Source organism: Micromonospora pallida, assembly GCF_900090325.1.
Classification (GTDB): domain Bacteria; phylum Actinomycetota; class Actinomycetes; order Mycobacteriales; family Micromonosporaceae; genus Micromonospora; species Micromonospora pallida.
Genome location: NZ_FMHW01000002.1, coordinates 1,701,315 through 1,714,723, shown reverse-complemented (window position 1 = coordinate 1,714,723; position 13,409 = coordinate 1,701,315). Strand labels below are relative to the sequence as shown.

The window sequence follows — 13,409 nt, the reverse complement described above, 5'->3', positions numbered from 1 at the left end:
GCGGAACCGACTCTAGGCGGGGCACCGCCCGCCGCAACATCCGGCACCCGCCCCACCGGCCACCGGCCGTCCGGATGACGTGGCACCAGCCACCAGGACCACTGTGGAGTACAGCCTTTACCAGCGGTTTACTCGCGCGAAACACCGCACGGGCGACCGGGCCCACCGACTGTCGGGGAGCCGACCGACCGGGCTTGACACGATGGGTCTGTCCACCTTCCGACATCCGTCCGTCCGGCTCGCTCCCGGCGACCGACCCGGCCGGAAAGTCCTCATCGGACAGTTGGCAACCAGTCCACCGAACGGCTCGATCGGGGCGGCGCTGCGGCGGGCCCCGTCGTGCGGCGCGCCGCACGACCGCCCTCGGCACACTCGCGAATTACCGGCTCATTTCCGGCACCGGCGTCGACCGGCACCTCTTCCCGACCTGCCGCCGATACCCGGGGGGCGTCCTTTTGATTGCCGGGCATCACTGGATAATGGGCCGCGCGATGACCCCGGACGCACTCCGACCGGGCGCGCGCCCACCCACGGAAGGGACGATTCTGTGAAGCGAGACCACGCGCCCGTGCTCCCCGGCGAGGGCGCCACGGACTACGCGCGTTACATGCGTACGGACGAACTACTCACGCTGCAACGGGAACCGGCGGCGATGGTCCACCGGGACGAACTGCTCTTCCAGGTGGTGCACCAGTCCGCCGAGCTGTGGTTCAAGCTGGCGGTGGCCGAGCTGACCGAGGCGGCCGAGCGGATCGACGACGGCGAGCTGTCGGAGGCCGAACTCCTGCTGGGCCGGGCCTCGCTCGCCGTCCGGCTCGTCACCGACCAGTTGGACATGTTCCGGTACCTGCCGCCGGCCACCTTCCAGGCCCTGGTGCCCGCGTTCGGCAACGGCTCCGGCGCGGAGTCCCCGGGCTGGAAGCAGGCGCAGGCTGCCAGCCGGCAGCTCGACCAGGCGTTCGCCCGGTACCTCACCGACCGGCAGATCGACCTGCGCAAGCTCTACGCGGGCAGCCCCGCCGACCCGGTCTACCGGATGGCCGAGGCGATGGTCGACTGGGACGAACGGGTGTCGCTCTGGCGAGTGCGGCACTACAAGATCGCCATCCGGATCGGCAGCCACGGCCCGACGGGCACCCAGGGCAGCCCGGCGAACTGGCTGGCCAAGCTGATCGACCACCGGTTCTTCCCGGACCTGTGGCAGGCGCGTACCGCGCTCGTCGGGGGGCCGAAGGAGCCGAGCGGGATCGCCCCGGACGCGGCGGGCTGACGTGGACGCGGCCTTCCGCGCGCAGTTCCCCGTCCTGGAAACCTGCGTCTACCTGAACAGCAACTCCACCGGGGCGGTGCCCCGGGGCGTCCAGGATGTCCTGGCCGGCTACTGGGAGACCCTGCGCACCTGGCGGGACGACGTCTGGGGCGGCTGGCACGAGGGGCTCGACCGGTACGCGGACGGGGTGGCCGCGTTCATCGGCGCGCCCGCCGGCAGCGTGGTCACCGACGCCAACCTGAGCACCCTGCTGGTCCGGGTGGCCTCCTGCTTCGACTACCGGGCGCCCCGCGACCGGGTGGTCACCACCGACCTCGAGTTCCCCACCGTGCCGTTCATCTGGAACGCGTTCCGCCGCCACGGCGCGCAGCCCGTCGTGGTCGGGACCGGCGGCCCCCGGATCGACCAGGACGCGCTGGAGGAGCAGATCGACGAGCGGACGCTGCTGGTGTGCGTGACGCACGCGAGCTTCACGTCCGGGGCCACCGTCGACCTCGCCCGGCTGGTGAAGCACGCGCACTCGGTCGGGGCCAAAGTGGTGGTGGACGCCTTCCAGAGCGTCGGGATCATGCCGCTGGACGTCACCGCACTCGGTGTCGACTTCCTGCTCGGCGGCGCGCACAAGTGGATGTGCGGGGCGGGGACGGCCTTCCTCTACGTCCGTCCCGACCTGCTGCCCGACCTCACCCCGACGGCGACCGGCTGGCAGGCGGGCGACCGGGCGCTGACCTTCCAGCCGTCGAACGGCTTCGCCGACGGCGCGCAGCGCTTCGCCGGCGGCACGCCGTACCCGCTGACCTCGCTCATCTCCCAGGTCGGCCTGGACCTGCTGGCCGGGGTCGGCATCGAGACGATCCGGTCGCACTCGCTGCGCTGCACGCAGCGGGTCATCGACCGGGCCGAGGCGGCCGGCATCCCGGTGGTCAGCCCGGTCGGCCCGGAGCGGGGCGGCGTGGTCTGCCTCGACATCCCGGACGGGGAGGCTTTCAAGTACCGCCTCGCCGCCCGGAACATGATCTGTAGCTGGCGTGGCTACCTGCGGATCGGCCCGCACGTCTTCAACACCCTCGACGAGATCGACGAGTTCATGGACGTACTCGAACAGGAATGGCAGGGATTACGAGGATGAGCACTCCGTCGTTGTCGCCGCGCGCGCTGATGAGTCTGCTGTTCAACGCCAGCAAGGCGATGGACGTGCTGGAGACCGCGCTGGCCATGGGGCTGCTCGACGCGCTGGAGCCCGGCCCGGTGGCCCTCGGTGAACTGGCGACCCGGTTCGACGTACGGCCGCTGCGGCTCTACAAGTTCCTCGACTGCCTGGAGAGCGTCGGCGTCGTCGAACGGGAGGAGAAGAGCGACGACATCACCGAGGCCAGCTACCGGGCGGCGCCCGGGTTGCGGGACGCCGTACGGGCGGTGGTCGGACCGGGCTCGCTCGAACGCGACCGGGACCAGTACCCGTGGCGGCGGCTGCACGGCCGGCTGGCCGACAGCCTGCGCGGCGAGGTCAGCATGACCGACGACGACTTCGCCTGGCCGCCGAAGACCGACGAGCAGACCGCGTCGTTCGAGCAGAGCATGTCGGTCGGGCTCGGCCCGGTGCTCGAGGTCTTCGGCCAGCACGCCGACCGGCTCTGGTCGGGGCGTCGCCGCTTCCTCGATGTCGGCGGCGGCGCCGGCACCCTCGCCGCGCGGGTGATCCGGGACGCCCCGGAGCTACGGGTCGACGTCTACAACCTGCCGGCGGTCGGGCCGCTGGTCGAGCAGACCCGGGCCGAGTGCGTCGACCCGGAGCGACTCGGCTTCGTCGGCGGCGACTTCTTCGCCGAGCCGCTGCCCACCGGGTACGACACGATCTCCTTCGTCCGGGTGCTGCACGACTGGCCCAACGACGTCGCCCGGATGCTGGTGGAGAAGGCGTACGCGGCCCTGCCGCCGGGCGGGATGCTGCTGATCTGCGAGGAGTTCCGCACGCCGGACCGGCTGGCGATGCAGTTCTTCTGGTCGTACTTCTTGATCGGGGTGGACAGCTGCGTCAGTCGGCTGCGGGAGGTGGAGTTCTACACCAGCCTGCTCACCGAGACCGGCTTCGAGAAGATCGAGGTCCTCCCCGGTGGCTGGGAACTGATCGCCGCCCACAAGCCGCAGCGCTGACACCCCACCGGCTCGGATCGTGGTGGGAAAGGGCCCTCCTGGGGGCCCTTTCCCACCACGATCGCCGTGTCGAGGTCAGCGGCGCGGCTCCCGCTTGGGGAAGACCGTGTAGTACAGCGGCCAGCAGACCAGCCAGATCACGACGACCAGGCTGAGCCGGCCGATCCAGGCCTCCAGCTCCCGGGTCCGGTCCGGGTCGTCGACCAGGACGATCCCGCCGACCAGCAGGGCGCAGGCGACGGCCCAGCCGAGCAGGGCCTTCCCCCACTCGCGCCACTCGTGCCGGGTGCGGGCCGAGCCGTAGCGGGGCGGCTTGACCGGCGGCGGGCCGCCGGCGAACCGATGGGCGAAGCGCTGGTCGGCCCAGCGCACCATGCTGTGGCCGAAGGCCACCGAGAAGCCGAGGTACGCGGCGGCGAGGCCGTGCGCGAGCGTGGCGGTGCCGCCGGAGCGCAGGTCGATCAGGGTGGCGACGAGGAGCACGACGTCGACCAGGGGCACCGCCAACAGCAGGGCGGCACCCAGCCGGGGACGCCGTAGCGGGTAGCGGGCGATCAGCCCGGCCGCCAGTACGACCCAGAAGGCGACCTCACACGCGATGATCAGTCCGACGAGCATGTACCACCTCTTTTTAGTACGCTGTGCGATAACCGTAGCAGCGGGTCGCACACACCAGCCGGAGGGGCCGTTGCCCAAGATCGTCGACCACGAGGCCCGGCGTGCAGAACTGGCCGAGGCGATGTGGCGCGTCGTCTACCGGGACGGGGCCGCCGCCGCGACCGTCCGCAGCATCGCGGCCGAGGCCGGCTGGTCACCCAGCGCGCTGCGGCACTACTTCACCACCCAGACCGAGCTGCTCTCCTTCGCCATGGAGCACGTCCTCAAGAAGGCGACCGAGCGCTTCCACGCCGGTGACTGGACCGGGCCACCCCGCGACGTCGTCCAACGGATGCTGGAGGAGTTCCTGCCGCTGGACCAGCAGCGCGTCCGGGAGATGGAGGTGTGGCTGCTGCTCGCCGCCCGCGCCCCGGCCGAGCCCGTGGCCCGGACCCGACTGGCCGAGGCCGACGACGGCGTACGGCGGGCCACCGAACTCGCCGTCACCACGCTCGCCAATGCCGGGCTGATGGCCGCCGACCGGGACGTGCCGAGCGAGACGGCCCGGCTGCACGCCCTGGTCGACGGGCTCGCCCTGCACGCCCTGCTGCACCCCGACCTGATGCCACCCGCCCGCTTGCGGGCCGTCCTCGCCGACCACCTCGACGACCTGCGCCGCCCGAGCCCGCTCTGATTCGCAGGCTGGTGGCGGACTACCGCATGCCGAACGGAGCACCTGCTCACATCGTCTCCAGCTCACGGCCCTTGGTCTCCGGCACGGCACGTGTCACGAAGACGAGGGCGAGGGCCGCGAAGGCGGCGTAGAGGCCGTACGCGATCGGGAGACTGACCTGGGCGATGCTCGGGAAACTGACGGTCACCAGCCAGTTCGCGACCCACTGGGCGGCTCCGGCGACGGCGATGGCGGTGCCGCGGATCCGGTTGTTGAACATCTCGCCGAGCATCACCCAGAGCACGGGCCCCCAACTCGTCGCGAAGGCCACCACGTAGAGGTTGGCCGCGAGGAGAGCGATCACGTCGAGGCCGGGCGGGAGGGTCAGGTTCTCGCCGGAGCCGGTGGCACGGCTGAAACACCAGGCCAGGGTGGCGAGAGTGAGCACCATGCCACCCGCACCGACGGCCAGTAGGGGCTTGCGGCCGACCCTGTCGATGAGCGAGATCGCGAGGAGCGTGGCGAGGATGTTCACCACGCTGGTGATCACGCTCGTCAGCAGCGCGTTCTCCTCCGTGAAACCGACGGCCCGCCACAGGGTGGTCGAGTAGTAGAAGATCACGTTGATGCCGACGAACTGCTGTAGCACCGCCAGGACGATGCCGACCCAGACGATCGGCAGCAGGCCCAGACGCCGCCCGCCTCGGCCCGTGCCGCGAAGATCCGACAACCGCACGGACTCGTTCCCTCCGGCGAGCGACCGTTCGATCTCGCGTAGCCGTACCCCGTCGCCGACGTACCGGTTCAGTACCTCATGTGCCTGGTCGAGGTGCCCCCGTCGCACGAGGTATCGGGGTGACTCCGGGATCCGCAGCGCGATCACCCCGTAGATCGTCGCGGGCACCGCGGCCGAGGCGAACATCCACCGCCACGCCGTCCCGCCCCACGGCACGTCGCCGCTGGCACCGCCGGCCGAGGACGCCAGGGCGTAGTCGACCAGCAGCGCGGCGAAGATGCCGGTGACGATGGCGAACTGTTGCAGGGAGCCGAGACGCCCACGCTGCTTCGCCGGTGCCACCTCGGCGATGTACGCCGGAGCGATCACGCTGGCCGCCCCGACCGCCAGTCCGCTGACGACCCGCCACGCGGTCAGGCTCGTCGGCCCCACCGCGAGCGCCGAGCCGACGCTGCTGAGCACGAAGATGATCGCGGCGATCAGCATCACCCGCACCCGACCGACCCGGTCGGCCAGCGGCCCGGCGAACCAGGCGCCGACCGCGCCGCCGAGCAGCGCCGAGGAGACCGCGGTCCCGAGCACCACCGCCCGCAGGTCAAACTCGGCCTGGATGGCGTCCACCGCGCCGTTGATCACGGCGGTGTCGTACCCGAACAGGAAGCCGCCGAGCGCCGCGGCACCGGCCACGGCCACGGCGGAACGACGCTCCTCCTGGCGGGCACCCGCGCGCGCCGCGCCGGTTCCGGCCTTCGGCGCGTCACCCTCGGCGTCCATGCCACTCATGCTGCCCGAGACACAGGTCCCGCTATGGCCCTACCAGCAGATTCTCGACCACAGCGTGCTCAACAGCCGACGCATCGACATCTGACCTATACCGGACGCGAGTACCTTGCCGGTCAGGAGCAAAGGACGGTTGGGAGGAGCCATGGTGCGGGAAATCAGGGTCGCAGGATCGCTGCTCGCGCTGGTCCTCCTGGCCGGGTGTGCCGATGCCGGTTCGCTCGGTCCAGCGGCGAGAGCACCGGCCACCGCCACCGAAGGTCCGTCCGCCTTCCCGAACCAGCAGGAACTGGACGAGATCGCGGCCAAGGTCAGGAAGTTGGGTGAAGGCGAGTTCGCCCCGGTGTACGCGGGCCTCGCCATCGACGTGCACGCCGACCGGGTCGACGTGTGGGTTACGGACTCGGCGGAGTTCCGGAAGGCGCTCGCAGCAGCCCTGGGGGTCGCGGGTACGGCTGCGTCCGGCCCGGCATGCCGCCGCCGAGCTGGGGCCGACCTTCCAGCAGATCCTGCGGGATCAGGACTACTGGCGGCAGCGTGGGCTGCCGGTCGTGCAATCGGGCGTACGGCACGACGGTTCCTGCATCGAGGTCGGCACCCCCGACCCACGACGCGCCGAGCGCGAGTTCTCCCAGCGCTACCCCGGAGCGCCGATGTGCTTCTCGGTCCAGGCCGACACCGGCAACCCCTGGCAGGAACGCCGCTGACGGCCGCCGCCACCCGCTGCCGCAGCGGCGGGAAGGATTCGGGAAGCGCCCGGTTACCGGCCACCTCGATGCTTGCTCCGATAGCCCAGCGAGTCTGATCGGTCACGGAGAGCGCGAGGTGCCCCAGGGATGTATCCCGTTGGACCCGAGGAGAGCACCGCGTTCCCCCTGTCGCCGGCGCAACGCCGGTTGTGGTTCCAGTACCGCCTGGAGGGGCCCTCGGCCACGTACACCATCCCGGTGGTCACCCGGATCCGGGACCGGGTCGACGTGGCCGCGCTGCTGGCCGCCGTACGGGACGTGGTGACCCGGCACGAGGTGCTGCGCACCGTCTACGTCGAGGTCGACGGGGAGCCGACGCAACGGGTCCTGCCCGCCGCCGACGTACGGCCGGACGTCGGGCACGCCGTCCTGGCCGCCGACACGGTCGAAGCGGCAGTTGTGGAGATCTGCACGCGGCCGTTCGACCTGGCCGCCGAACTGCCGATCCGGGTACGGCTGTTCACGCTCGCCGAGCGGGAGCACCTGTTGGTGGTGGCGCTGCACCACATCGCCGGGGACGGCACGTCGATGGGTCCGCTCGGCCGGGACCTGTCCACCGCGTACGCTGCCCGGAGCGCCGGCCGCGCGCCCGAGTGGGAACCGCTGCCGGTGCAGTACGCCGACTACACCCTCTGGCAGCAGGAGGTGCTCGGCGCCGACGACGACCCGGGCAGCGAACTGCACCGTCAGCTCGCCCACTGGCGTACCGCCCTCGCCGGCCTGCCCGAGGAACTGCCGCTGCCCACCGACCGTCCCCGACCGGCGCGGTCCTCGTACCGGGCGGGTCGGGTCGACCTGGCCGTGCCCGCCGACGTCCACGCCGCGTTGCGGACGGTGGCCCGGGAGCACGACGCGACGCTGTTCATGCTGGTGCAGGCGGCGATCGCCACCCTGCTGACCCGCCTCGGCTGCGGCACCGACGTCCCGCTGGGCACGGTCGTCGCCGGCCGTACCGACGAGGCCCTCGACGACCTGGTCGGGTTCTTCGTCAACACCCTCGTCCTGCGTACCGACACCGGCGGCGACCCCCGCTTCACCGAGCTGCTGGCCCGGGTACGGGACTTCGACCTGGCCGCCTTCGACCACCAGGACCTCCCCTTCGACCGGCTCGTCGAGGACCTCCAGCCCGCCCGGTCCCTCGCCCGGCACCCGCTCTTCCAGGTCGCCTTCGCCGTCGACGGCGGACTCGCGCTGGGCGTCACCGGCCTGAATGTGGTCGCCGAGAAACCGCCCGTCGAGACGGCGAAGTTCGACCTCTACCTGGGGTTCGTCCCGCAGCCCGGGTCCGGGGAGTTGGACCTGGGCCTGATCTACGCGGAGGACCTCTTCACCCGGGCCGGCGCGGAGGCGTTCGGGCGGCGGCTGGTCGCCCTGCTGGCGCAGGTCGCCGCCGACCCCACCCGCCGGCTGGGCGACCTGGCGGTCCTCTCCGCCGAGGAGCGGCACCGGGTCCTGGTCGGCTTCAACGGCACGGCGGCCACGGTGCCCGGCGAGACGTTGCCCGCGCTGTTCCGACGGCAGGTCCGGCAACACCCGGACGCGGTGGCGGTGGTCACCGCCACCGGTGAGGTCAGCTACCGGGAGCTGGACGCGCGGACGGACCGGCTGGCGCGGCACCTGGTCGGCCTCGGGGTCGGACCGGAGGTGCCCGTCGCGGTCAGCATGGCCCGGTCGGTGGACCTGGTCACCGTGCTGCTGGCGGTGAGCAAGGCGGGCGGCTGCTACGTGCCGGTCGATCCGGCGTACCCGGCCGCGCGGCGGGCGCACATCCTGCGGGACGCGGCCCCGCCGGTGGTCGTGGTGGACGACCCGGAGCTGGCAGTCCGCAACAGCGGCGGCCAAGGCCGCGTGACGGTCGTGGTGACCGGCGACGAGCTGTGGCGGGAGCTGGCGGCGGCCGGTGACGATCGCGAGCTGCCCGAGCCGGCCCTGGACAACAGCGCGTACGTGATCTACACGTCCGGCTCCACCGGCGTACCGAAGGGCGTCACCGTCACCCACCGGGGGATCAGCCGGCTCGCCCACCGCTACCAGCGTGACTTCGAGGTCCGGCCCGGCAGCCACGTGCTCCAGATCGCCTCGATCGGCTTCGACGGCTCGGTCTGGGAGATGCTGATGGCGCTGCTCGCCGGTGGCGCCGTCATCCCCTACGCCCCCGAGCGCCTCCTCACCCCCGGCGCGGACGCGCACCTGCTCGCCCGCACCACCCACGTCACCGTCACGCCCAGCCTGCTGGCCACCCTGCCCACCGACACGCTCCCGCCGGGCAGCACGGTCATCACCGCCAGCGAGGCGTGTCCCCAGTGGCTGGTCGACACCTGGAGCGCCGGTCACCGGCTGATCAACTCGTACGGCCCCACCGAGGTCACCGTCTGCGCCAGTGGCGGCCCGCTCCCCCACGGGCAGCCCGTCACCATCGGCACCCCGGTGGCCAACACCGCCTGCTACGTCCTCGACCCGGCCCTGCGGCCCGTCCCGGCGGGCGTGGCCGGCGAGCTGTACGTCGCGGGTGCGGGGCTGGCCCGGGGGTACCTCGGCCGACCCGACCTGACCGCGTCCCGGTTCACCGCCGACCCCTTCGGCGCGTCGGGCAGTCGGATGTACCGCACCGGTGACCTGGTCCGCTGGGACGCCACCGGGCACCTGCACTTCCTTGGGCGCACCGACGACCAGGTCAAGATCCGGGGCTTCCGGATCGAACCCGGCGAGATCGAGTCCGCCCTCACCGGACGGGACGACGTCCGGCACGCCGCCGTGATCGTCCGGGAGGACCAGCCCGGCGAGAAGCGGCTCGTCGCGTACGTCGTACCGGCGAACGGGAAGCTCGACCACAGCGTGCTCCGCGCCGACCTGGCGGCCCGGCTGCCGGACCACCTGGTGCCCGGCGCCTTCGTCACGATGACCGCCCTCCCGGTCACGCCCAACGGGAAACTCGACCGCGCGGCGCTGCCCGCGCCGGCCCGGACCGGCGGCCCGCGCGCCGTCGCCCGCACCGCCCGGCAGGAGGTGCTCTGCCAGCTCTTCGCCGCCGTGCTCGGCGTGCCCGAGGTCGGCACCGACGACAACTTCTTCGACCTCGGCGGGCACTCCCTGCTCGCCACCCGTCTGGTCAACCGCGTCCGCGCCGCCCTGGGCGTCGAGATCGGCGTCCGGTTGCTCTTCGAGAACCCCAGCGTGGCCGCCCTCGAACCCCACCTGGGCAGCGGATCCGGCCGCCCGGCGCTGACCGCCGGCACCCGCCCGGAGCCACTGCCCGCGTCCTTCGCCCAGCGGCGGCTCTGGGCGCTGCAACAGATCGAGGGGCCGTCGGCGACGTACAACGTGCCGGTCACCACCCGGCTGCGGGGTCGGGTCGACGTGGCCGCGCTGCGGGCCGCCGTGGACGACCTGGTCGCCCGGCACGAGGTCCTGCGCACCGTCTACCCCGAGGTGGACGGCGAGCCGACACAGCGGGTGCTGCCCGCCGCGCCGGGCCTGGTGGAGGTCGTCCACCAGCGCGTCCCCGCCGGGCAGGTCGAGGAGGCCGTCACCGCCGCCTCCGCCCGGGCGTTCGACCTGTCCCGTGAGGCCCCGCTGGCCGTCCGGCTGGTCACCGACACCGACCGCGACGACGATCACCTCCTCGTGGTCAACCTGCACCACATCGCCGGGGACGGCGTCTCGATGGGCCCGCTGGGCCGGGACCTCGCCGCCGCCTACGCCGCCCGGAGCGCCGGCCGCGCGCCCGAGTGGGAGCCGCTGCCGGTGCAGTACGCCGACTACACGCTCTGGCAGCGGGACGTGCTCGGCGCCGACGACGACCCGGACGGCGAACTCCGCCGGCAGCTCGACCACTGGGAGAAGTCCCTCGCGGGGCTGCCCGAGGAGTTGCCGCTCCCGACCGACCGTCCCCGGCCGCCACGGTCCAGTTACCGAGCCGGCCGGGTGGACGTGGTGGTGGACGCCGCCTGTCACCGGGACCTGCGCCAGTTGGCGCGGCGGCAGGACGCCACCCTGTTCATGGTGGTGCAGGCCGCGATCGCCACCCTCCTCACCCGACTCGGCTGCGGCACCGATGTCCCACTGGGCACCGTCGTCGCCGGCCGCACCGACGACGCCCTCGACGACCTGGTCGGGTGTTTCGTCAACACCCTCGTCCTGCGGACCGACACCAGCGGTGACCCCGCCTTCGGCGACCTGCTGAACCGCGTCCGCGACACCGATCTGGCCGCCTACGACCACCAGGACGTCCCCTTCGAGCGGCTGGTCCGGCACCTGCGACCGACCCGGTCACCGGCCCGGCACCCGCTGTTCCAGATCGCGCTGTCCCGGGCCGACCGGACTCCCACCGCCACCCCGCTGCCGGGTCTGGACTGCGCGCCGGAACCGACCCGGCTGAGCATCGTCAAGTTCGACCTGGAGTTCACCGTCTCGGACGAGCCGGTCGACGGGGACCTCGGCATCAGCCTCGGCTACGCCACCGACCTGTTCGACCAGCGGAGCGTGGAACTGCTCGGGCAACGCCTGGTCGCGATCCTCCGGCAGGCCGCCGAACAGCCCGCCACGCCGATCGGCCGGCTCGACATCCTGGTCGACGGGGAGCGTCCGCCGGTCGCCGTCCCGGCGGCGTCGACGGCGTGCAGCGTGGTGGCGGCCTTCGACGAGCAGGCCGACCGCACCCCCGACGCGGTCGCCCTCACCGACGGCCACACCACCCTCACCTACACCGACCTGCGGCACCGCGCCGAGGCACTCGCGGCCACCCTCCGGGCGGCCGGCGTGACCACCGAAACGCCCGTACCGATGCTCATGCAACGCTCGGTCGACCTCGTGGTGGGGATTCTCGCCGTCCTCAAGGCCGGCGGCGCCTACCTGCCCATCCACAGCGCCTACCCGGTGGCCCGGATGCGGACCGTCGTGGCCGCGTCCGGGTCGCCGGTGCTGCTCGTCGACGACGCCCACGCCGGACACGAGCTGGCCATCGGGGAGGCGGCGGTCGGCCGGCGGGTGCTCGGCTGCCGCCCGGCTCCCGAGGCGGACGACCGAAGGCTGCCGGACCACGCGGTGGACGACCAGGCTCCCGCGGACCGCGCGGTGCCGGACGGGCCGTTGCCGGACGTGCACCCCGACCAGCTCTGCTACGTGATGTACACGTCCGGCTCGACCGGCGAACCAAAAGGCATCCAGATCACCCACCAGGGCGTCGTCGACCTCGTCCGCGACCCCAGCTGGACGATGCACACCGACGACCGCACCCTGTTCCACTCCCCACACGCCTTCGACGCCTCCACCTGGGAACTCTGGGGACCCCTGCTCGCCGGCGGCCAGGTCGTCGTCGCCCCGCCGCGCGAACTGGACGCCGGGGCGCTCGGCCGGTTGCTCCGCGAGCACAAGATCACCCGGCTCAGCCTGACGGCAGGGTTGTTCCGGGTGGTGGCGGAGGACCTGGTGGACGCGTTCGCCGGACTGACCGAGGTGACCACCGGCGGGGACGTGATCTCCGCGCAGGCTGTCGACCACGTCGTACGGCGCTGCCCGGACACCATCGTCCGGACCACGTACGGGCCCACCGAGATGACCCTCTGCGTGACCCAGTACCCGTGGCGGCACGGGGACGGCGTTCCCCCCACCGTCCCGCTCGGGCACGCGCTCCGGCACACCCGCGTGCTCGTCCTCGACGACGCCCTCCGGCCCGTTCCGGCCGGCGTCCCCGGTGAGATCTACCTCGCCGGGGCCGGCACCGCGCGCGGCTACGTCAACCGCCCCGACCTCACCGCCACCCGCTTCGTCGCCGACCCGTACGGCCCGCCCGGCGCCCGGATGTACCGCACCGGCGACCTCGCCCGCCGGGACCACGACGGGCACCTGCACTTCCTCGGCCGCACCGACGACCAGGTCAAGGTCCGGGGCTTCCGGATCGAACCGGGCGAGATCGAGGCTGTCCTCACCGCCTGGGACGACGTCCGTCAGGCGGCCGTGGTGGTCCGCGAGGACGAGCCCGGCGACAAGCGTCTCGTCGCGTACCTGGTGCCGGCCGACGGGCGGGTCGACCGGGACGCGCTCCGCCGCGACCTCGGCGCGCGGCTGCCCGAATACATGGTGCCCGGCGCCTTCGTCACCCTCACCGCCCTTCCGGTGACCGCCAACGGCAAGCTCGACCGGGCCGCCCTGCCGGCCCCCGGGACCGCCGCCGTTCCCAGCCCCCGGCGGGACGTCCTCCGTGAACTTTTCGCCGTCGTGCTCGGCGTCCCCGAGGTCGACGTCGACGACGACTTCTTCGACCTCGGCGGACACGCGCGGCTCGCCGACCGGCTCGCGGGCCGGATCCGCACCATCCTCGGCGTCGACGTGACCGCGCAGCTGGTCGTCGACAACCCCACCGTCGCCGCACTGGACACGCGGTTGACCGCCGCCGGAACCCGCTGACCACCCCGACCGACCGCCGGCCCGCAACCGGCGTGGCACGACGTG

The 13,409-nt window shown here is 72.6% G+C and carries 8 protein-coding genes; 6 read left to right on the top strand and 2 right to left on the bottom strand.

What is annotated here, in order from left to right; all coding sequences use genetic code 11:
* The first annotated feature begins 547 nt into the window (after positions 1-547).
* From GA0074692_RS07555 to GA0074692_RS07545, 3 genes are read left to right on the top strand one after another with little or no spacing between them, the layout of a single operon-like run.
* Positions 548-1,270: a tryptophan 2,3-dioxygenase family protein gene (locus tag GA0074692_RS07555; RefSeq protein ID WP_091640809.1), complete on the top strand. Its 723-nt coding sequence runs from the start codon at positions 548-550 to the stop codon at positions 1,268-1,270.
* 1 nt (position 1,271) lies between these two features.
* Entirely contained in the window at positions 1,272-2,399 is a 1,128-nt protein-coding gene (locus GA0074692_RS07550) for an aminotransferase class V-fold PLP-dependent enzyme (RefSeq protein ID WP_245730216.1), read from the top strand.
* Positions 2,396-3,424, top strand: a complete 1,029-nt coding sequence (locus GA0074692_RS07545) for a methyltransferase (RefSeq protein ID WP_091640807.1) — start codon at positions 2,396-2,398, stop codon at positions 3,422-3,424. The genes GA0074692_RS07550 and GA0074692_RS07545 overlap by 4 nt, the downstream gene beginning before the upstream one ends.
* Positions 3,425-3,499: 75 nt before the next feature.
* Here the strand turns inward: GA0074692_RS07545 and GA0074692_RS07540 are convergent, their stop codons facing one another.
* Entirely contained in the window at positions 3,500-4,042 is a 543-nt protein-coding gene (locus GA0074692_RS07540) for a hypothetical protein (RefSeq protein WP_091640804.1), read from the bottom strand.
* A 70-nt stretch (positions 4,043-4,112) separates the two neighbouring features.
* On the opposite strand from GA0074692_RS07540, the gene GA0074692_RS07535 reads away from it, so the two are divergent.
* Positions 4,113-4,715 carry a TetR/AcrR family transcriptional regulator gene (locus GA0074692_RS07535; RefSeq protein ID WP_091640800.1) on the top strand — a complete coding sequence of 201 codons (603 nt, stop codon included), beginning with the start codon at positions 4,113-4,115 and terminating at the stop codon, positions 4,713-4,715.
* 46 nt (positions 4,716-4,761) lie between these two features.
* Here GA0074692_RS07535 and GA0074692_RS07530 read toward each other — a convergent pair whose 3' ends face one another.
* Entirely contained in the window at positions 4,762-6,204 is a 1,443-nt protein-coding gene (locus GA0074692_RS07530) for a sugar porter family MFS transporter (RefSeq protein ID WP_091640796.1), read from the bottom strand.
* Positions 6,205-6,533: 329 nt separating this feature from the next.
* On the opposite strand from GA0074692_RS07530, the gene GA0074692_RS33865 reads away from it, so the two are divergent.
* On the top strand, positions 6,534-6,917 hold the full coding sequence (locus GA0074692_RS33865) for a hypothetical protein (RefSeq protein WP_141725192.1): 384 nt from the start codon (positions 6,534-6,536) through the stop codon (positions 6,915-6,917).
* A gap of 129 nt (positions 6,918-7,046) precedes the next feature.
* The gene (locus tag GA0074692_RS07525; RefSeq protein ID WP_091640793.1) at positions 7,047-13,364 is read left to right on the top strand and encodes a non-ribosomal peptide synthetase; all 6,318 of its coding nucleotides are present in this window, start codon (positions 7,047-7,049) and stop codon (positions 13,362-13,364) included.
* Positions 13,365-13,409 lie beyond the last annotated feature (45 nt).